The 20,820-nt window shown below is 60.7% G+C and carries 18 protein-coding genes; 9 read left to right on the top strand and 9 right to left on the bottom strand.

Going from position 1 to position 20,820, the window contains the following annotated elements; translation table 11 throughout:
- Positions 1-55: 55 nt before the first annotated feature.
- The 3 genes from PSH96_RS10870 to PSH96_RS10880 all read left to right on the top strand — a co-directional run bounded on the left by PSH96_RS10870 (position 56) and on the right by PSH96_RS10880 (position 2,609).
- On the top strand, positions 56-637 hold the full coding sequence (locus tag PSH96_RS10870) for a TetR/AcrR family transcriptional regulator (protein WP_305459145.1): 582 nt from the start codon (positions 56-58) through the stop codon (positions 635-637).
- 51 nt (positions 638-688) lie between these two features.
- Positions 689-1,792, top strand: coding sequence for an alkene reductase (locus tag PSH96_RS10875; RefSeq protein WP_305459147.1), 1,104 nt, complete (start codon positions 689-691; stop codon positions 1,790-1,792).
- A 73-nt stretch (positions 1,793-1,865) separates the two neighbouring features.
- Entirely contained in the window at positions 1,866-2,609 is a 744-nt protein-coding gene (locus tag PSH96_RS10880; RefSeq protein ID WP_305459148.1) for an SDR family oxidoreductase, read from the top strand.
- Between the two features lie 194 nt (positions 2,610-2,803).
- Here PSH96_RS10880 and PSH96_RS10885 read toward each other — a convergent pair whose 3' ends face one another.
- The 6 genes from PSH96_RS10885 to PSH96_RS10910 form a co-directional block, all read right to left on the bottom strand.
- Positions 2,804-3,253: an SRPBCC family protein gene (locus PSH96_RS10885; RefSeq protein ID WP_305459150.1), complete on the bottom strand. Its 450-nt coding sequence runs from the start codon at positions 3,251-3,253 to the stop codon at positions 2,804-2,806.
- Positions 3,254-3,296: 43 nt separating this feature from the next.
- A complete protein-coding gene (locus PSH96_RS10890) occupies positions 3,297-3,683 on the bottom strand; it encodes a nuclear transport factor 2 family protein (RefSeq protein WP_305459152.1) in 387 nt (128 codons plus the stop codon).
- 263 nt (positions 3,684-3,946) lie between these two features.
- Positions 3,947-4,957, bottom strand: a complete 1,011-nt coding sequence (locus tag PSH96_RS10895; RefSeq protein ID WP_305459154.1) for a LacI family DNA-binding transcriptional regulator — start codon at positions 4,955-4,957, stop codon at positions 3,947-3,949.
- A gap of 59 nt (positions 4,958-5,016) precedes the next feature.
- Positions 5,017-6,372 carry a cytochrome c gene (locus PSH96_RS10900; protein WP_305459156.1) on the bottom strand — a complete coding sequence of 452 codons (1,356 nt, stop codon included), beginning with the start codon at positions 6,370-6,372 and terminating at the stop codon, positions 5,017-5,019.
- A complete protein-coding gene (locus PSH96_RS10905; protein ID WP_305459157.1) occupies positions 6,369-8,147 on the bottom strand; it encodes a GMC family oxidoreductase in 1,779 nt (592 codons plus the stop codon). The genes PSH96_RS10900 and PSH96_RS10905 overlap by 4 nt, the downstream gene beginning before the upstream one ends.
- Positions 8,148-8,228: 81 nt before the next feature.
- The gene (locus PSH96_RS10910; protein WP_305459159.1) at positions 8,229-8,954 is read right to left on the bottom strand and encodes a gluconate 2-dehydrogenase subunit 3 family protein; all 726 of its coding nucleotides are present in this window, start codon (positions 8,952-8,954) and stop codon (positions 8,229-8,231) included.
- Between the two features lie 487 nt (positions 8,955-9,441).
- On the opposite strand from PSH96_RS10910, the gene PSH96_RS10915 reads away from it, so the two are divergent.
- From PSH96_RS10915 to PSH96_RS10925, 3 genes are all read left to right on the top strand, one after another.
- Positions 9,442-10,704 (top strand): serine hydrolase, encoded by a 1,263-nt coding sequence (locus PSH96_RS10915; protein ID WP_305459161.1) that lies wholly within the window; start codon positions 9,442-9,444, stop codon positions 10,702-10,704.
- A gap of 117 nt (positions 10,705-10,821) precedes the next feature.
- Positions 10,822-12,159 (top strand): hypothetical protein, encoded by a 1,338-nt coding sequence (locus PSH96_RS10920; protein ID WP_305459162.1) that lies wholly within the window; start codon positions 10,822-10,824, stop codon positions 12,157-12,159.
- Between the two features lie 40 nt (positions 12,160-12,199).
- Complete coding sequence (locus PSH96_RS10925) at positions 12,200-13,303, top strand: polyamine ABC transporter substrate-binding protein (protein ID WP_305459164.1); 1,104 nt, start codon at positions 12,200-12,202, stop codon at positions 13,301-13,303.
- Positions 13,304-13,349: 46 nt separating this feature from the next.
- On the opposite strand, the gene PSH96_RS10930 is transcribed toward PSH96_RS10925, so the two are convergent.
- On the bottom strand, positions 13,350-13,961 hold the full coding sequence (locus tag PSH96_RS10930; RefSeq protein ID WP_305459166.1) for a TetR/AcrR family transcriptional regulator: 612 nt from the start codon (positions 13,959-13,961) through the stop codon (positions 13,350-13,352).
- A 98-nt stretch (positions 13,962-14,059) separates the two neighbouring features.
- Positions 14,060-15,814 (bottom strand): sigma-54-dependent Fis family transcriptional regulator, encoded by a 1,755-nt coding sequence (locus PSH96_RS10935; RefSeq protein ID WP_305459167.1) that lies wholly within the window; start codon positions 15,812-15,814, stop codon positions 14,060-14,062.
- A 270-nt stretch (positions 15,815-16,084) separates the two neighbouring features.
- Here PSH96_RS10935 and PSH96_RS10940 point away from each other — a divergent pair, with 270 nt between their 5' ends.
- The 3 genes from PSH96_RS10940 to PSH96_RS10950 all read left to right on the top strand — a co-directional run bounded on the left by PSH96_RS10940 (position 16,085) and on the right by PSH96_RS10950 (position 19,428).
- Positions 16,085-17,560 (top strand): benzaldehyde dehydrogenase, encoded by a 1,476-nt coding sequence (locus PSH96_RS10940; protein WP_305459168.1) that lies wholly within the window; start codon positions 16,085-16,087, stop codon positions 17,558-17,560.
- Between the two features lie 72 nt (positions 17,561-17,632).
- Positions 17,633-18,400, top strand: a complete 768-nt coding sequence (locus PSH96_RS10945; protein WP_305459170.1) for a coniferyl-alcohol dehydrogenase — start codon at positions 17,633-17,635, stop codon at positions 18,398-18,400.
- Positions 18,401-18,480: 80 nt separating this feature from the next.
- Positions 18,481-19,428 (top strand): transporter, encoded by a 948-nt coding sequence (locus PSH96_RS10950; RefSeq protein WP_305459172.1) that lies wholly within the window; start codon positions 18,481-18,483, stop codon positions 19,426-19,428.
- Here PSH96_RS10950 and mhpT read toward each other — a convergent pair.
- Positions 19,406-20,614: a 3-(3-hydroxy-phenyl)propionate transporter MhpT gene (gene mhpT / locus PSH96_RS10955; protein WP_305459173.1), complete on the bottom strand. Its 1,209-nt coding sequence runs from the start codon at positions 20,612-20,614 to the stop codon at positions 19,406-19,408. The two genes, PSH96_RS10950 and mhpT, sit on opposite strands and share 23 nt — an antisense overlap.
- Positions 20,615-20,820 lie beyond the last annotated feature (206 nt).

The raw sequence follows: 20,820 nt of genomic DNA on the forward strand, positions 1-20,820 counted from the left end.
GATATTCTAAAATTTACTAGACGACCGGTCTAGTATTAATTAGAGTGGCGGCATTATGAAAAAGCATCATTCTGAAACACGCCAGCATATCCTGGATGTCGCCAGGACATTGATGACGCACAAAGGCTATACCAGCGTAGGTTTGGCTGAGGTGGTGGCAGCGGCGAGCGTGCCGAAAGGATCGTTCTACCATTACTTCAAATCCAAGGAAGAGTTTGGTCAGGCGTTGCTTGAGCAGTACTTTTCCGACTACCTGGAAACGGTTGACACGCTGTTGATGGGCTCTGCACCTGCCGCGCAAAGGTTGTTGAGCTACTTCCAGTATTGGGCGCAAACCCAGTGCTCCGATTTGCCTACCGACAAGTGCCTGGTGGTCAAATTGGGCGCCGAGGTCTGTGACCTCTCGGAGGGCATGCGCCTGGTGCTCGACCGAGGTACGCAGGCCATCCACGCCAAGCTTGAGCGCTGTATCGAGCAGGGGCTTGTCGATGGCTCGATCACGTCCACAGCGCCCAGCGCGACGCTTGCGCAATCGCTCTATCAAGTTTGGCTCGGCGCTTCGTTGATGATGAAGATCGGCAAGCGCGACGACGCCTTCGAAACCTCCCTGACTCTGGCAAAGCGACTTTTGTCGTAGCTTTTTTTTATCAATCTACTAGACGACCGGTCTATTTAATCGAGGTCAATCATGACAGACAACGCCACGCGTACCGACTTATTCATGCCCATCAATCTGGGCGCGATGAAACTCGCCAACCGTATCTTGATGGCACCTGTAACCCGTAGCCGCTATGCCGAAGATGGCATCCCCAACGAGCTGCACGCCGAGTATTACGCTCAACGCGCCACGGCGGGCTTGATCGTCGCCGAGGCCACCAATATTTCCGCGCAAGGCCGCGGTTACGCGGCCACACCTGGCATCTGGAGCGAAGAGCAGGTTGCCGGTTGGAAGAAAGTCACGGATGCCGTGCATGCCGCCGGCGGGAAGATCGTCAGCCAGCTATGGCATGTGGGGCGGTTCTCCAGTGTCGAGCTGCAACCTGACGGTGCCGCACCAGTCGCACCTTCTGCGATCAAGGCTGAAGGCGACACCTATACCACCCACGGCTTCGTTCCGGTGTCGATGCCGCGGGCGCTTGAAACCGATGAGATCCCGGGGATCATCGAGCAGTACAAACGTGCTGCCGAGAATGCCAAGCGGGCTGGTTTTGACGGGGTTGAGGTTCACTCGGCCAACAGCTACCTGCTGGATCAGTTCCTGCGGGATTCGACCAACCATCGCACCGACCAGTACGGTGGTTCTATCGAGAACCGTGCGCGCCTGACCCTGGAAGTCACCGAAGCGATCGTCAAGATCTGGGGCAATGACCGTGTTGGCATCCGCCTGTCGCCGGTCACGCCTGACGCCGGCAACACGCCGCCCGACAGCAATGTCATGGCGATGTACGGCTACCTGATCCAGCAGTTGAACGCCTTCGACCTGGCTTACCTGCACTTCGTCGAAGGCGCTACCGCCACCTCGCGAGAAGTGCCGGAAGGCGTCGATATGGACGCATTGAGCGCGCAGTTCAACGGGCCTTTCATCGGCAACAACAACTACGACCTGGACATGGCTATTGAACGTCGCGCCCAAGGCAAGATCGACGCCGTTGCGTTTGGCCGCCTGTTTATCTCCAACCCGGACCTGGTTGAGCGCTTGCGTCGTGGCGCCGAACTGACCATCGCACCGCGCGAGTCGTATTACGGCGGCGGCGCGAAGGGCTACACCGACTGGCCCGTCGGCAATTATTGATCCCCCCTGTATATCCGCGATAACCGCAAAAACTGCCCGCACAGACGGGCAGTCACCAACGAGAGGAACGCCCATGAACTATCTGCAGAATAAAACCGCGATCATCACTGGCGCATCGTCTGGCCTGGGTGCTGCGTCGGCACGTGCCTTGTCGGAGAAAGGCGTTCGAATCGTCGCAGCAGCTCTGGACCAGCAAGGCCTGGATGCCATCGTCAGCGAGCTGAAAGGCACGGGCGGTGATGCGGTAGGTCGCGTCAGCGACGTGACCAACCCTGAGGATATGAAAGCGCTCGCGCAATTCGCCCAGGACACGTTCGGTTCGGTGGATATCCTGATCAACAACGCAGGCTTGATGCTGTTTTCCAACTGGGTCGACCTGGCCACCGATGATTGGGAAAAGATGATCAACGTGAACATCAAAGGCTACCTGCATGGTATCGCCGCGGTGTTGCCGTTCATGCTGAAACAGAAGTCGGGCCAGATCCTGAATATGGACTCGGTCGCCGGTCATCAGGTCGGGCCTGCTGCGGGTATCTACAGCGCCACCAAATTCTTTGTACAGGCCATGACGGAATCAATGCGCAAAGAGCTGGGCGTGCAGCACGGCATCCGTGTCAACACGGTCAGCCCAGGTGTGATCAACACCGGTTGGGCCGATAAAGTCACCGACCCGGCAGGCCGTAAAGCGGCTCAAGAGCTGAATAAAATCGCGATCTCGCCGGACGATATTGGCCGCGCAGTGGTGTATGCACTGAATCAGCCTGAAAACGTCACCGTCAACGACTTGATCATCTCGCCGACCCGTCAGGATTGGTAAGCCACAAGCGTTGAAATCACCCGGCTCAGGCACTGGCGCAACGCCGTCTGCCTGGGCGCTACAGGCGCTGGCGGTGAGGCGCTGGTTGATCCGCCGACAGGCTTTTTCAAGCGGCACTTCGGCAATGTGTTCGTGCATCGTGAATCGAGAAGAATTAAACCCCGCACCCATTGCTGGAGCGGGGTAAGGCACATTCACGCGGTGGCGGTAGGGTTCAGGTAAACCTGAAGGCTTTCATGACCGCCGACGATGAGCGACTCGATGGTTGAGGTCCATTGCCCCTGAGGATCAGGCTCTCGCGTGTCGAAGGTCGCAGACCACAGGATCACAGTTTTTTGCTCGCCGGACAGCGGGATCAATCGCACGCTCAACACGTAATTGTCGACGGGCAGTGGCGCTTCAACGAAGCGATAGGAAAACTGCAGATTCACCGCGTCTACCGACAATAACTGCTCGCGCAGAACGGCGCCGTCCTGCAACGTCAGCCGACGAATGCAGCCAACCAGACCGTCCGGCTGACCGCCTTCGATGACGCTCTGTAGGATCGCCGGGTGCCACTGGCTGATTTCCCCGAAGCGCTTGAGTACATCCCAAACGCGTTCGGCGCCGCCGTCGACAACGGCGCTGTATTCAACTTTTGCCATGATTCATCACCTTAGAAACAGCATTGCGTTCAGGCCGTTCGGCTCAGCCTTCGAACTGGTGATACACCTTGGCGATCACCTTCCAGGTACCGTCGATTTTGATCAGGGTCAGGTAGTCGTTGTAGTCGGCGCCAATCGCGTCCTTTTCCATGTCCACACGCACCACGGCAGTGGTCGGGGTGATCGCCAGCACATCCAGACGTGTGCTGATATCCGGGGCCTTGCCATGGGTTCGAACGAAGTCGAACAGGTTGCTGATCGGACCGCCCAACAGTTTGCCGTTGGTGAAGCCGTACATCACCGCTTGCTTGTGGAAGGCCTGCTCCAGAACTTCCGGGCTGCCGGCACGCAGGCCGTCTGCGTATTGCTGGGCTACAGCGACAACGGCGTTGTAGTCCTGGGTCGGTACTGCTTTGATGTTTTTGCTCATGGTCAAACTCCTTTGCATAGTGGTCGCTACATATTTAAATCATTCTATAGTGATCACTATGTTAAGTGTCAAGGCATTTGCCATTAACGGGGCGGCGATGGGCGAAGCCGCCCTCGGGGGTGCCGCACGGCTGCTTTCTGGCGGCCGTTTCGTTATAGGGGTTTATTGAAAGTTGTCTGCCGACGATCAGGACGTCTCAACGTGAGCGGCACCCGGCAGGCGTATTGATTGAGACTGGTTGGCAGAGCGGGGAGATTGGGAGGTCAGAGGTTTTCGTCGATAACGATCTTCATCGCCAGCGGCAGTACGGGTGGCGCATCGATTATCCCCTGCTGATGCAACAGGTAATCGATACAGGCTTGCACCTGGCCTTCGGGGTCTTGATCCAGTACCAGCGACATCACGCCCTGGCGCAGCAGGCTTGTATGCAATGGGCTGGCCTCATGACCGATCCACACGGGGTGGATATTTGCCTGGGCCACGGCCGCCTGAATCCCCAGCGAGCCGCTGCCGGTGTCGTATAGCCCCGCCAAAGGGTGATCTGCAAGGCATTGCGCGACGGCTGCGCGAGTGAGTTCATCGTCGTCGAAGCACTCCACCGGGCCGATGACGCGCGTGTCGGGGGCATGCTGAGCCATCACGTCGAGAAAGCCTTTGGCGCGCTCCTGGTGAGCAAAAAAAGCCAGTGAGTTGACCACCAGCAATACCACCCCTGGCCGCTGGCCCATCCACTGGCTCATCAACCGTCCGGCACTGCGCCCGGCGGCGTGGTTGTCGATGCCGACATACACAGCGCCTTGCACATCGGTGAGGTTGCTGGTGAGCAAAACCGTGGGCGTGCCGCCCTGCACAATGGCATTCAACGCCTGCTGCACGGAGGGGGTGTCAGGGGCGATCACAATCATGCCGTGGCGTCTGGAACGCGGTTTGCGCAAGGCGTCGAGCAGTTGTTGCGGTGCTCCCTCCGCCCAGCGTTGATGGCGCAGTGTAAGGTGGGCGCTGAGGCGTTGGGCTTGGCGCTCGAAGGCTGCAGCCAGGCGCTTGAAGTGGTCGGTTGCGCTGTCGCTCAGCAACACATCGACAATCATTGGGCCGGTAAATGGCGCAGGCAGGCCCGGGCGGATCCCCAGGGCGCGTGCGACGGTAAGGACTTTGCGCCGTTTGACATCGGACACCTTGCCACGGTCATTGAGCACTCGGTCTACGGTGCTCAGGCTGACGCCCGCCAATTCTGCGACCTTCATCAGACCGTGACGCTTGAGGGGGCTGCTCATGCAAGCACGCTTCCTGTGAGGGGTGGGCCTGTGAGTGTACCGGCAGGCCCGATACGGCGTCAGTGAGAGGTTCCGTCCGCGCTCAATTGCGCCGGCAATTTGCGCGCCTCGCGCACCTCGGCAACTTGTCTGGCGCTCACCTGCGGCGCGGCATTCCCCCAGCTGTTGCGGATGTAGGTGAGCGTTGCCGCAATCTGCTGGTCCGACAGTTTCCACGCGAAGCTGGGCATGGCGCCACTGGTGGGGTTGTCGAGGGTCACCGCGCCACGGCCGCCTTCCAGCACGGTGGTGATCAAACTCTGTGCATTTTCAGCCTGAACGCCGGGGTTGGCGGCCAGGCTCGAAGCCAGTTGATTGATGCCTTTGCCATCGCTGTTGTGGCACGCGGAGCAGTTTGCCGAATACACATTGGCGCCTTGCTGCAGGGTCTTATCGCTGGCGTTGAGTGGGCGCGGGCTGCGGGTATCCGAGCCCGGCAGGGTTTTAAGGTAAGCGGCGATGGCGTACAAGTCTTCGTCGCGCATATGTTGGGTCGAGTTGGTGACCGCTTCGGCCATCGGCCCGGATGCTACCGCCACGTGGTTGCTGCCGGTCTTGAGGTATTGCACCACTTGCGTATCACTCCAGCCGCCGATACCGACGTAGGGGTTGCCAGTGATTTGCGGTGCATGCCAGCCGGCCAGTTCGCCACCTTGCAGGTACGCGCCGCCCTTGTCACCGCCGAGGAAATTCTTCGGCGTATGGCAAGCTGCACAGTGCCCCAGGCCGTCGACCAGGTAGGCCCCGCGATTGATTTGCCCGGTAGCACCTGCCACCGGTTCGAACGGCGTGTTATCAAAGAACAACAGGTTCCAGCCCATCATCATCAGGCGGATGTTGAACGGAAACGGCAGTTGGTTGGACACGACTTCGTTGTCCACCGCCGGCACTGTCTGCATGTAGGCCCACAGGTCGCGCATGTCCTGGTCGCTGACTTTGACGTAGGCGTTGTAGGGCATCGCCGGATACAGGTTTTCACCGTGCCGGCCTTTGCCTTCGCGCACTGCACGGGTGAACTCCTGTTCAGTCCAGGCACCAATGCCAGTGTTTTTGTCGGCGGTGATGTTGCTGGCGAGCAATTTGCCGAACGGGGTTTCCAGTGCGTAACCACCGGCAAACGGTTTGCCGTGGTGCGGGTCGGTATGGCAGGCCGCACAGTCACCGACGATGGCCACATAGCGACCGCGCGTCACTGCCGGGTCCTCCTGGGCCTGGGTAGCGGGTGCCTTGATACCTGCACTGCTGTCGGACTGCTGGCCGGGCTGAGCAATGCTGTCGGCTGCATCGGCAACACCTAATGCACCGTACAAACCGATGGCTGAGCCCAGAGACAATACGGCGGTGGCCGTCAGGGCCATGCGAAGGCGTGGGCTCATGCTGGCATCTCCACCAGTGGCCCGGGTTTGGCCAGGTACCGATCGATGATCGCCTTGGCTGTCCACAGGCTCAGCGCACCGATGGTCGAGGTGGGGTTGTAGCCGGCGTTGTTGGGGAACGACGAGGCGCCCAGCACGAATACGTTGTGTACATCCCAGCTCTGCTGATAGCGGTTGAGTACGCTGGTTTTTGGGTCCAGGCCCATGACCGCGCCACCGATGGTGTGGTCGCTGGACGGCAAATACGGCCCGTAGTTGACGGCAGCGGCATCAAAGCCATTGACGATTTTTGCGCCCATGGCCTTGCCGATTTCAACGGCCTTTTCTTCGGTGAACCGGGCCATGCGCCGGTCGTTCTCGTTGTAGTCGAAGGTCACGCGAATCAACGGGTCGCCATTGGCGTCGTGGTATTCCGGGTCCAGGTCCAGGTAGCATTCGTCGTGGGAAAAACTGGTGCCCTGGTTGAAGATGAACGTGCCGTTCTGGAACGCATGGTTATAGGCCTTTTTCCACTCGCTGCCCCAGCGTGGCGTGCCTGGCGGTACTGCATCGGCGTTACCGATGGGGCGCGCGCCACGGGCGACCACGAGGATCCCTGCGCCGCCGATAAAGTCCTTGCCGGTGTGGTCGAAGTTGTCGCCGTTATAGTCGTCTACCTGGGCGGAGAGGGCACCTGCGCCAATGTACTGATTGAGCTGTTCGTCTTCGAAGAACAGGTTGGCCCCGGACACGGTCTGGAAGCTATAGGCTCGGCCCACGACCCCGGTGCGGGTTTCGGGGTTGTAGGGCATGCCGATTTTCGACAGCAGCAGCAAACGCACGTTTTGCATCTGGAATGCCGAGAAAATCACAATGTCTGCAGGTTGCTCCCATTCCATTTTATTGCGGTCCAGGTAGCTCACGCCGGTGGCGGTCTTGCCGTCTTCGGCGAGGTTGGCACGCAGCACGGCCGACTCGGTGAGCACGGTAAAGTTGCTGCGTTGCATCAATGCAGGGATCACGCAGGCATTGGGACTCGACTTGGAAAAATTGCCGCAGCCGTAATACAGACAGTAACCGCAATAGGTGCAGGGCCCCATGCGCACACCCAACGGGTTGGTATAGGCCTGCGACGCCTGGCCGGCAGGTACCATGAACGGATGCAGCCCGAGCTTTTTGGTGCCGTCGGTAAACAGGTCGGTCAGACGCGTGGTGGCCAGCGGCGGTAGCGGGAATTCACTCCTGCGGTTGCCTTCGAAGATATTCGCGCCGTCGATCTTCTCGCCATTCAACACGCCGGCTTTGCCCGATACGCCGGCGATCCGTTCGAAGCGCTCGTAAAAGGGTTCTAGGTCGTCGTAGGTGACGCCCCAGTCCTGCACGATCAGGCCTTTTTCAATCTGCTGCTTGCCGTAGCGCTTGAGGGTAAAGCTGTATGGCTCGAAGTCGAACGGCAGGAAGCGCCACGCCATGCCGGCCCAATGTGTCCCCGAGCCGCCGACGTTATAACCCAGTTCGTTCATGCTCCAGTCGCGGGTCGGCAGGGCGGTTTGCGAACGGTTGTTGCGGAACGTGGTGGTCTCGATGGCGGGCGGCAGCAGCATGCTGCGGCGGGTGTCCCAGCGCAGTTCGTCGGTGTCTACCGAGGGCGGGAAGTCAGTGGCGGTCTCGAACCACGGGCCACGCTCGATGGCGACCACATTCAGCCCGGCGCGGGTCAGTTCTTCGGCAATCAGCGAGCCGCACCAGCCGAGGCCGACAATCACTGCGTCGACTTTGGGGCGTACATTGGCCATTCGGGAATTCCTCTTCGTTACAGCAAATCACGGTCAGTCGGCGATGATGGCAAGGCCTCATCACTCAAGTGTTCTGGTGGATCAGAGCGTGTTATCGATCAGGCTGGTGGGGATGATGTTGAGCTTCTGGCCCTTCTTGGCGATAACGTCACGGAAGTCATAGCGCGCACCTGGGAAACCGAGCATTTTCCAACTCGCCATGCCTTTGTTGCCGCCGTAGATCGGGTCGGACAAGAAGCCTTCACGCACGTTGGCCAGTACTTGTTCGAAGATCTCCCTGGCGCCGTCGTCAAACTCCGGACCCACCTTGACCGCGTTTTTTTCGAAGCTGCGCAGCACCTGGTCCTGTTGCTCGCCTTGCAGTTGCAGGAAGGGTTTGCCGAACTGCGCCTGGCTGTATTCGTCAATCGCCACCAGGCCCTTGCGCCAGCGGTCGGCGGGGGTGAGTGCCGACTGTGTGCCTTGCTCGTACGTACCTTTGACGAAACGTCCCAGCCGATACAGCGTGGCGCCCTTGCCGTAGTCACCAGCCAATTGGCGGTCGATAAACGTCGCGCAGCCGGCCTCCTTGCCGCCGATGGACAGCGCGTCCGTTGGGATCAACCGTTCGGCAATCGCTTCAGTGGTCTGGAATTCATGTTGATTGAAGAACGCCAGGCCGCCCTGACGTACGCTGGGCAACGCTGGCAGGCTGGCCGTGCCCGGTGCCCAGGGTTGGCCACCGGTGATTTCTTCGGCGCGTGCAACGGGTAATGTCGACGCAGCCGCCAGCGCGATGGCCGATGATAAGAAGTCTCTGCGCTGCATGGGGGGTTCCTTAGAGGCTCAGGCACGTTTCCCATGCGCGCACGGCAGCGCCCGCAGGGCTTGGGGCCAGCGGCAATCACACGAACATGGGCGGCGCAAGAAGAACGAGCGGGGTGATTCAGAATGTTTCGAGAGGGGAGTTTAGGGTGCGTCAAATGACCGCGCTATTAAAACTTTTGACGTGAAACCCTCAAATTATCGACGCAAGAGAAGCGCCAATCTATTGATAAATAAATTGTTTTTATCCTGCGATGAGAAGCTGACAGCCAATTGGATTTAATAAGAATAATCAGCCTCAACCCACTGACATCTGCCAATTCAAAGGTGCGGTATGAACATTGTCGATCCAAATCGCCTGAAGGCTTGGCAAGCACTACGTGCAAGGAAATTTATTTTCATGGTAAAAAGTTTTATTGACTAAAATATTATACGGGGTAATTATTTCTCTGCATCTGCTTCATGCAGAGTCATCTTCAGGGTTATCCCGATGAGTCATAAAGCCCAATTCTCCCTCGCGACTTCTTACGTCGTGGCCAATGAATCTTCATTGGCCACTCGCGTGGCCCCGCTGCTGATGCAGGGTTTTCCCGCCGCGCCGGAACACCGGGTAACGTGGAACAACTGGATGCGCGCGCCCTTCAATCAATGGGGGTTCCGTCATCTGTCTCGACTGCGCCCCAGCATTGATGTGTCGGCGGGGCCAGGGCCTGCCGGTCAGCTCCAGGAGGCCCCGCGCGCGCTGGATCAGCTGTGTTTCGACAGTGAGAGTGGGCTGGGCATCCGTGTGATCGAGCATCTCGTCGCCAGCCAGACGGACGCCTTTTTGGTGATGCAGGGTGACACGGTGTTGTACGAGCGCTACTTCAACGGTCAGCGCGCCTGTGACCGGCACATCATGTTCTCGGTCACCAAGTCGCTGATCGGTACCTTGGGTGAACAGTTGGTGACGCGCGGCGTGCTCAAGCCCGAGCGGCCGGCCGCTTACTACGTGCCTGAACTGGCGGGCAGCGCATTTGGCGATGCGACGGTGCGCCAATTGTTCGATATGGCGGTGGGCATCGACTATAGCGAAGTGTATGACGACCCCAATTCAGAAAGCTCGCAGTACGGCTATGCCTGCGGCTTTCAACCCGCACCGGCGCAGTACGCGCAGTTCGAATCGTTGTACCAGTACTTGCCATCCCTCAAGAAACGCGGCAGCCACGGGGGCTTTTTCCATTATGTGACGGCCACCACCGAAGCCTTGGCGTGGGTCATGGAACGTGCCTCGGGCAAGGCCTGCAGTCAGATGCTGGAGGAGGTCTGGGGGCGCCTGGGGTGCGAGCGCGACGGCTATTTCCTGGCCGATCCCTGGGGCCGTAACGTGGCCGGGGCGGGCTTCAGCGCCACTTTGAGAGACATGGCGCGTTTCGGTCGCCTGCTGGCCAACGACGGTCGCCACGCTGGTGTTGAGCTGCTGTCGCCCGAGACTGTGGCCCGTATCACCGCCGGTGCGGACCCGGCTATCTACGCGCTAAATGCCGAGTTCTCCCGCTGGACGCCCGGTGCATCCTATCGAAGCCAGTGGTACGTGTTCAACGACCACAGCCAGGCCCTGATGGCCGGGGGTATTCACGGCCAGTACCTGTTCGTCGACAAGCCGTCCGGCGTAGTGATCGTCAAGCAGTCTTCGCTTACCGATGCGGTCAGCCCGTTCGATACCGACAGCGTGCGCATGCTGCGCGCGATCGCCGCCCACTTGAGCCACTGACCCACGCCAAAAAAATAAGAGTTTTGCGTTCTATTCACCTGGCTTGCCCAGGTGTTGGCGGCGCCCTGCGTCGCCATTGACTGCCCTGTAACAACAATAATTCCACAGGAGCTTCTTATGGTATTCACCAAGCGTTTCTCTCGAGCGCTGTTGGCGGTCGGCTTACCCTTGACCACCCACTTTGCATTCGCGGGCTACACCTTTGAGGACGGCGATCTGAAGGGCGAAGTCAATCTGACCGCAGGCGGGGCGACGTTGTTTACCCGTGGTGTCAACTTCGGCAGCGGCCAGGTCGATGCGCGCAACGGTAAAAACGGCGGCGCCCGGATCAACTGGCAAGAGGTCTACGTAAAACCGGGGGTTAAACTGGAGTATGCGTTGCAACCGGATTTCAGCCTGCTCGCGGGCGGTTCCCTGGTGGCGGCGAGCACATTCGGCGACGGCGACGCGGGTGGCTTCAGCCGCAGCTCCGATGGCAAGGCCGCAGCCGAAGAACGCTATGGCGGTTTTCGCGCCGGCGAGTGGAAGCTCACCGCCGGCCGCCAGAACTACATGATCGGTACGGGGTTCATCGTCATGGACGGTAACCTCGACCAGTCCAAGGATGGCGCTTACTGGCTCGGCCCGCGAACCGCCTTCAGGGATTCGGCGATCCTCGCCTGGGATCATGGCGCGCTGAAGTCTCAGGCTTTCACCTTGCGCACCGATGATGACTTGGGCGATTTCCGCATGAACGGCGTCAATGTGGATTACAACCTCGACGACCAGGTGATGCTCGGCGCCATGGCCATGAAGGTCAATGCCCTTGGCCCCAGAGGCAGCACGCTCCCGCGCCGCCGGGACGGGATGCAGGTGTACAACCTGCGGGCACTCAACGCCAAGGTGCCTGGCGTACAGGCGCTGACGCTGAATGCCGAGTACGCGCTGGAGCGCGGCAGCGGAGAGGGATTCGACTACGCTGCCAACGCCTGGTATGCCCAGGCCGACTATGCCTTCAACACCTTGCCGCTGACGCCGGTCCTTGGCTACCGCTACGCGAGCTTTTCCGGCGACGACAACCTCACCGACAACCGGCAAAAAGCCTGGGACCCACTGAGCAAAGGCTTCGTCGACTGGAGCACGTGGTTGGTCGGGGACGTGGTCGGCAACTACCTGTTGTTCAACAGCAACGAAAACGTCCAGCAGTTCTCCCTCAAGACCCACCTCAACGAAACCCTGACCCTCGGCGCGATTCACTACCAGTTCTGGCTGGATGAGAAAAACTACCTGGGCGCACCGGTCAGCGACCGGCGCTTTGCTGACGAAAGTGTGGTTTTCCTCGACTGGACACCCACGCCGTCGTTCTATACGTCGCTGTCCTACAACTGGGTCAAGCCACTGGCCGCCGCCAAACAGGTGTTCGGCAACGACCAGATGTTCAGTGCGCTGGAACTGTATTTCACCTACCGCTATTAAGTGCTGCGAGCCATCGCGGCCGCGCTGGAGTGTTTTGGTCATGAACAGATTTTTGCGTAACACCGTGCTGGGCGCTGTCGCCTCGTTGCTCATCAGTGGTTTTTGCCTGGCTGAAGAACGAACCGTACGGATCTACAACTGGATCGAATACCTGCCACCCGAAGTGCTCAAGAGTTTCCAGGAGGAAACCGGCATTCGCCCGATTTACGATGTGTTCGACAGCGTCGAAACCATGGAGTCCAAGCTGCTGACGGGCAACTCCGGGTATGACGTGGTGTTTCCCGGCTCCGCTAACCTGGGACGCTTGATCACGGCCGGGGCCGTGCAACCGCTGGATCGCAAGCAGTTGCCCAACTGGCTGCACCTGGACCCGCAATTCATGCAAACCCTGGAAACCGCAGGTGACTCAGGCAACCGCTATGCCGTGCCTTACCTGTGGGGCACCACACTGATCGGCTACAACGTCGACAAAGTGCGCAAAGCCCTGGGGCCCGACGTGCAGATGAACAGCTGGGGCATCATCTTCAACGAAGAAAACCTCGCCAAGCTCGCCAGTTGTGGCGTGGGTTTCCTCGACGCCGGCAACGAGATCCTGCCGATTGCCTTGCACTACAAGGGCCTCGACCCCAATAGCCAGAAGCGTGAGGACTATGTGCAAGCCCAGTCCGTGATGATGAAGATTCGCCCTTACGTCAGTTACTTCAACTCGTCGCGCTACGGCATGGACCTGGCCAACGGTGATATCTGTGTGGGCGTGGGCTGGTCCGGCGGTGTCGCACTGGCCACACGACTGGCAGATGCCGCCGGCAAGGGCGTCAAGGTCGAGATGGCACTGCCCAAGGAAGGCGCGCCGATGTGGTCCGACGTGATGATGATCCCGGCCAAGGCCCCCGATCCGGCGGAGGCCCATGCGTTCATCAATTACATCCTGCGCCCGGACGTGATTGCGCGCATCAGCAACAAGATCGGCTACCCCAACCCGAACAAGGACGCCACCGCGCTGGTGGATGCCAGCATCCGCAACGACCCCAACATGTATGTGCCGGACGAAGCGCGCAAGACCCTGTTCGCCCTGGAGCCGATCCCGGCTGCCACGGAGCGCATCCGTACCCGCACCTGGACCGCCATCAAGAGCAACCGCTGATCAGTGTGGCCCGGTGCGTGCGCGCCGGGCTCGACTGGGGAGGCAATCAGGCCTGCATGCCGTAAAACACCAGCTCGGTGATACGCCTGACCTGCAGGGAATGCGCCTCGATATCCGGGTGTTCCTGGTTCACCAGCCTGAACAGTTGCAGGTGCGAATAGTCGTTCAACAGGAACGCGGCCAATTCCACATCGAGTTGCGGGCGCAGCTTGCCGGCCCGTTGCAACTCGCGCAGCAGTTCGCTGATTTCGGCCCTGAGCGCATCGTTCATGGCCCGGTAGCCTTCGGGCAGTCCATTGCTGGCGCCGAACAGAATCAGCGGCAGCAGTTCACGCCACAGGCTGGGGTGCATGACTTCCAGGGCATAGCCCGTGAGCAGGCGTTCCAGGTGGCAGAGCGCTTCGACCGGGTCGTCTATTTGGTGGATCAGGCTGCGGGTGTCGCTGATCGCGCGTTGATCGGCGTGGTGCAGGATCTCCAGGATGATTTCCTGCTTGTTGCCGAAGTACTTGAACACCGTCGGCGGCGACACTCCGGCCTGGCCGGCGATCTGTTCGATGGTGGTGTTCTGGAAACCCTGGCGCTCAAACAGTTCGACCGCGGCCTTACTGATAGCTTGCCGGCGCTCGGCTTTCTGACGTTCACGCAGTCCACTCACAGGAGATCCTTGTCACGAATAAAAAGAGGGGCGCGTGTCGGCCCCATACCCCTGCAAAATACTTAATTGGGTAAAGCTTTTAAAGCACTAATTGCCACTCAAGGGGTTTGCCGCTGGTGCTTCTTCATACGGTAAGCAAATTGAGCACGGCTGAGCCCCACGAGCCTGGCGGCCGCGGCCAGGTTGCCGGCGCTGTGTTGCAACGCTTCAGTAATCAGGCGCGATTCAAGGCCTTCGATGGAAACCCCCTGGTCCAACGGGTCGAGGGTATCCAGCAGTGTCGAGCGCGGCGCCTGCGCGGTATTTGACAGGCCGCCCTGGTCGTCGAGGCCATAGGGCTCGGCGGGCATCGGTTCGTTGCGAAACAGATGCACCAGGTCAATGGCCTGGCCTTCATCGCTGGCGATCAGGCCGCGCTCGATGAGGTTTTGCAGCTCGCGCACATTGCCCGCGAAGTCGTAGCGCAGCAACGTCTTCAGGGCGCGCATGGTCAGGCCTGCCGGGGTCCGGGCGTAGTCCTGGCAGAAGCGCGTCAGGAACGCATTGATCAGCAGCGGGATGTCGTCCCGGCGTTCACGCAGCGGGGGCAGGGCGATGGGGTAGACATTCAGCCGGTAGAACAGGTCTTCGCGAAAGCTTCCGTCTGCCACCGCTTTACGCAGGTCGATATTGGTGGCGGCCACCACGCGCACATCCACCTTGATCCCGCGCACCCCGCCGACCCGTTCGATTTCCCGTTCCTGCAAGGCTCGCAGCAACTTGCTTTGCCCGGGCAGGCTGAGGCTGGTGATTTCATCCAGGAACAAGGTGCCACCCTGGGCCCGTTCGAATCGCCCGGGGCGCGAGTGCGTCGCGCCGGTATAGGCGCCGCGTTCGACACCGAAAAGTTCGGCCTCCACCAGGTTATCCGGGATGGCGGCGCAATTGAGTGCCACAAACGGGCTGTCATGGCGACGACTGAGCTGGTGCAGCTGGCGCGCAAACATCTCCTTGCCCACGCCGGACTCACCGCTGATCAGCACCGTCGCGGGCGTCAGTGCAACCCTTTGCAGCGCTTGCATCGCCGCGTTGAACGCGGCACTGGCGCCCACCAACGGTTGCGGCTGGCGGGCTCCGCCACTGCTGGCTACGGGGCTTGCGAGCGCGGGGGTGGCAGGGCCAGTGACGGCCTGGGACACATTCAGGTAGCGCAGGTCCTGCTCGACATCACCCCATTGCTCGGCCGTCTTGCCAATCACGCGGCAACGGCGATGGCCCATGCCACGGCATTCCACTTCGCGGAAAATCACCATTTGCCCGAAGAGGCCACTGACGAAGCCGATGGCGTAGCCGGTTTCGGTCCAGCACACAGGGTCCTGGCCGATGCCGTAGGCCCCCACATGTTCATCGGCTTCGCACGAGTGGTGCCAGAGAAATTCCCCTTCATAGAACCCCGAGTCGGCATCGAACTTGAAGTGCAGCGGTTCGACCTTGGTCATGCCTTCCAGGGTGTGCAGGTGAGTCCCGGCGCGAAACACCGCGGCGGCATCGGCCTGTGGCCAGCGCTCGCGGATCAAGCGCGCATCCCGTGCGCCGGAGGCATAACCGGTGCGGGTGAACAGGCCCCGGGCCTGGTCCAGTCCCAGGCGCTCGATGACCTCGGCGCGCAGGGCGCCGAACGACGAACTGTGCAGCAACAACATGCGTTGATCGTTGAGCCAGATGCGCCCGTCTTCAGGGGAAAAGAACAGGCAGTCGGCCAGTTCCGCGGTGGTGGGCGAGCTGCTGTCACTGAGTTGGCGACTGTCGCCACGCGAAGGGTTGGGCGCGGTGGCCACCCGGTCGTCGGGCAGCGCGCTGTGGGGATTAGTCATTGTTATGCCCCTGCAAAGCGAGTGATCGATATGAGCAACTGCTCAGATAGTTATAAAACATAACCTTATCAATTGAACAAGTGGCAGAGCCCGGGTTTTTTGCGGGTGAACGCCCCAGGCGTGTGAACGCTGCGTGGCAGCCCCCGACCCAGAGCCCTCGCCGGTTTATGTACGCGCCGTTGCGTGCAAGCGGCACAGCCTTTGCTCAAGACGGGATGCGGCGTTTGCACCCTGTGCAGACGATGACAATTACAAGAACCGGAGTTGCCAATGCCAGTGTCTGAAACCACCCCCTTTCTACAGCGGGCCATCGCGTCCGAATGCCTGTTCAACGGCGATTGGATTCCCGTGTCGGGATCTGTGATTGACGTGATTGAACCCGCCACCGGCGAACCTCTAATGCGCTGCGCCATGGCCAACGCGGCCGACATCGCCATCGCCTGCCGCAGCGCGGCCCTGGCGCAGCCGGCCTGGGCTGCGTTGGGCCCACGGGAGCGCGCCGAGGTATTTCGCACAGCGGCGGACCTGGCCCAGCGGTCCTTCGCCGAGCTGGCGCTGTATGTCGCCCGGGAAACCGGGGGCGCGTTGTTCAAGGGCGAGCACGAAGTGCGTGAAGCGATTGTGCTGCTGCATCAGGCGGCGGGGCTGTTGTCCCAACCTCACGGGGTGGTGCTGCCCAGTGCAGCAGGCCGACTGTCCTATGCACGGCGCCAGCCCCACGGCGTGGTCGGGGTGATTTCACCGTTCAACTTCCCGCTGGTGCTGTCACTGCGTTCAGTGGCCCCGGCGCTGGCGGCAGGCAATGCAGTGGTGCTCAAACCCGACCCACAGACCCCGGTCAGCGGGGGCTTTCTCATTGCCCGGCTGTTCGAAGAGGCGGGCTTGCCCAAGGGCCTGCTGCAGGTGCTGCCCGGCGCGGCGCCGGCGGGCGAAGCGCTGTGCCGCGATCCGAATGTGCGGATGATTGCGTTCACCGGGTCCACGGCGGCGGGGCGCAAAGTCGCTGAAGTGGCCGGTCGACACCTGAAAAAGGTTGCACTGGAGCTGGGCGGGAAAAACCCGCTGATCATTCTCGAAGACGCCGACCTCGACCTGGCCGCGAGCAATGCAGCCTGGGGCGCCTGGCTGCATCAGGGGCAAATCTGCATGGCGACCGGGCTGATTCTCGTGCATCAATCCATCGCCGAAAGCCTCACCCGCAAGCTTGTGGACAAGGCCCGGGTGCTCACGGTGGGCAATGCCGCCCAGGGTGAAGCGGCGCTCGGCCCGTTGATCAACCAACGGCAACTGCAGCGCGTGCACGAGATCGTCACTGACAGCCTGCAGGCCGGCGCACGGCTGGAAGCGGGCGGCAACTATGACCGGTTGTTCTACCAGCCCACCGTGCTCAGTGGCGTACGTCCGGGCATGCGCGCCTTTGAGGAAGAACTGTTCGGCCCGGTGGCCACGGTGGTCAGTTTCTCCAGCGACGAGGAAGCGATCGAACTGGCCAACCGCACGGAGTACGGCCTTTCGGCCGCCATCATCTCGCCGTCGGTCGGGCGCGCCATGGCCATCGGTGAGCGGCTGGACTGCGGCCTGCTGCACATCAACGACCAGACCGTGGCCGACGAATGCATCAACCCGTTCGGCGGGCGCGGTGCCTCCGGCAACGGCGGCAGCGTCGGCGGGCCGGCCGACTGGGACGAGTACAGCCAGTGGCAGTGGGTCACGGTGAAAAATACTCCGCCTGTCTATCCATTCTGAGCCGTGGCCGTTTTGGGTCTGGCTCATCGCTTTGATACACCCATGCCTATACAAAAATAAGAGGGCTTGAACATGAACCTGCACAACAAAATCCTGATTGTTACCGGTGTCGCTTCCGGCATTGGCGCCGAACTGGCGCGGCTCGCGCGTTTCCAGGGCGCCACGGTGATCGGTGTGGATCGCCATGAACCGCAGTTGACCCTGGATGGCTTCTTCCAGGCTGACCTGGGTGACCCTGTCAGCATTGATGCGCTGGTGGCGCGCCTGCCCGCGCGGGTTCACGGGCTGTGCAACATCGCCGGGGTGCCCGGTACGGCGCCCGTGCAAGCGGTGGCCACGGTCAATTACCTGGGGCTGCGGCACCTGACGCAATCGCTGCTGCCACGCATGCCGGCGGGCGGCAGCATCGTCAATGTCGCCTCGGTGCTTGGTGCGCAATGGCCGCAACGGCTGGAGCTGCACAAGGCGCTGGCCGCGATACACAGCTTCGAGGCCGGGCAGCAGTGGCTGGCGGCCAATCCGGTGGAGCAGGCCAGCTGTTATCAATACTTCAAGGAGGCGCTGATCGTGTGGAGCTTCCAACAATCCCAGGGCTGGTTTCGCGATCACTCGGTGCGTATCAACTGCGTGGCGCCGGGGCCGGTGTTTACCCCGATTCTCGGCGATTTCGTCAGCATGCTCGGGCCGCAGCGGGTGGCCGAGGACAGCCAGCGCATGACCCGCCCAGCCCTGGCCGATGAGGTGGCGGCGGTGATTGCCTTCCTCTGCTCGGATGCTTCGCGCTGGGTCAACGGGGTCAATCTGCCGGTGGACGGCGGGTTGGCCGCCACCTACGTGTAGGGCCTGCCACCGCGATAAATCCCGGTGCGGCCCCTCGTGCCGGGAGTCTTGAACAACAACAAAAATACAGGACATACAAGATGCTCAAGCCTATCTTGCGGACGGTTGCGGCCACGACATTTGTCGCACTGACATCGACTGCACATGCTTACGACCTGCCCGGACTCAACCTCGGCACCACCAGTTTCTACGACGGCTCGCCAGCGCCGGCCGGCCCCGGCTGGTACCTGGAGGAGTACCTGACGTACTCCCGTTCCAGCCGTTTCAATGATGCCCACGGCAACAAGCTGGCGCTGCCCAGGCAGGACCTGGAAGTGGTGGCGCCCACCACGCAGATCATCTACGTCGGCCAACCCCTGGCCAATGGCGCGATGCCCGGCTTCACCTTGATCAACACCTCCCTGGCCCATGTAAATGTCGACGACGGGTTGAACAATGCGGCGCTGAGTTCCCGTGCGGGCTTCGGTGACCTGACGGTGGGTGCCTTTCTGCAATTGCCAACCCTGAACCGCGCCGATGGCAGCCCGCTGTTGACCCAGCGTGTGGAGGCTGATGTCTCGATCCCGGTGGGGGCCTATGACCGCAATCGCTCGATCAACCCCGGCAGCAACTTCTGGTCATTCAACCCGTATTACGCGGCGACGTACTGGTTGAGCCCGAAATGGTCGGCGAGCGGGCGTTTCATGTACCTGTGGAATGGCAAGAATGATGATCCGCAGGCTGGCTTCGGGGACGTTTCCGATACCCAGGCCGGCCAGGCATTGCATGCCAACCTGACGCTGCAATATGCCTTGAGTCAGCAACTGAGCGTAGGGGTCAACGGCTATTGGTTGAAGCAGATCACCGACACCCAGGTTGATGGGCACGCCGTGAGCGGGCGCCGGGAAAAGGTCTGGGCCATTGGCCCAGGCCTGGTCTATGCGTTCAGCAAGGAAGAGGTGCTATCGGTAAACGCCTACTTTGAACAGCAGGCGCAGAACCGCACCGAGGGCAACAAACTGGTGCTCAATTGGCTGCATAAGTTCTAGTTGGTGCCGTACGCACCATCACGCTGATGATGGTCAGTGCGGCAATCACCACCCCGGGGGACGTCGCCAGCAGTACCCCCGCGGTGCCGGCGCCGGCCGCAAGGAGTTGCCCGGCCGCCAGCGGCCCGGCCACCGAACCCAGGCGGCCCACGGCCACGGCAGCACCGACGCCGGTGGCACGCACTGAGGTGGGATACGAGGGCGGTGCCGAGGCGTACAGCACCAACTGCGCAGCCATCACGAACAAGCCGGCGGCAAAACCGGCGATGGCCATGGGCACAATGCCCACCGACAACCCGACCCCGGCCAACGCCGCGAGCAATCCGGCATACACCGACAGCACCACTTTGACGGCATTGCAGCGGTCCAGCAGCACGCCGCCGAGCAGTGAACCCAGAGCACCGCCGATATTGAAGAGCATCTGCACCATGCCCGCCTGGGGTTTGCTGAAACCCTGTTCCAGCAACAGCGACGGCAGCCAGTTAAGCAGCATGTACATCACGGTCAAGGTGAAAAAGTAGCTGAGCCACAAAGCCAGCGTGGTACGTGCGCGACCTTCGCCGAACAGCGCCTGGCCGGTGGAGGGGCGGGCGCCGTGGGGGTTGTCGAGCTGTTGGCGAAAGGCACTGGATTCAGGCAGCAGCAGGATCATCAACGGCACGGCCAGCAAGGGCGCCAGGCCGCCGATAATAAACGTAGTCTGCCAGTGCTCACTGGAAAACATCGCCACCAGCGCGGCCAATGCTCCCCCCAGCGGCACCCCGCAGTACATCACGCTAATGGCCGTGCCACGGTTGCGTTCGCTCACCGCTTCGGCGCACAGCGCGATCAGGTTGGGCAACGCGGCGCCCAGGCCCAGGCCGGTGAGAAAACGCACCAGCAACAAGCTTGAGTAGCTCTCGACAAATGCGGTGCTCAGGGAAAACAACCCGAACAGCAGCACGGCGCTGACCAGGATTTTCTTGCGCCCGATCCGGTCGGCAACCCAGCCACCGAAGAACGCCCCCGGCAGCAGGCCGATGATGCCGACGCTGAACACCCAGCCGAGCATCTTCGGATCCAGGGCGAAGGTTTGACGTAACCCGGCGGCGGCAGTGCCGGCGGCTTGCAGATCGAACCCTTCGATCAGCGCAACGATAAAGCACAACGCAATAGTCAGCGTCGAACGACGCGATGGACTGTCCATGGCAAACCTCATTGTTGTTTTTGTTGTGGTGGCGAGCTTGAGTGGCTGCTGAAGATTAAGATAACAAATATAACTAAAAAATGAATCGTGGAATAATATCAGTAAAAAAACAGAATAAAGTCACTAAAATCAATAAATTGAGATACTTGTTTGTTCATGGCTAAAAAATAGATAGCTTTATTAATGTTCGATTATCGGTCATTTGC

The organism is Pseudomonas sp. FP2338, assembly GCF_030687515.1.
Lineage (GTDB): Bacteria > Pseudomonadota > Gammaproteobacteria > Pseudomonadales > Pseudomonadaceae > Aquipseudomonas > Aquipseudomonas salomonii.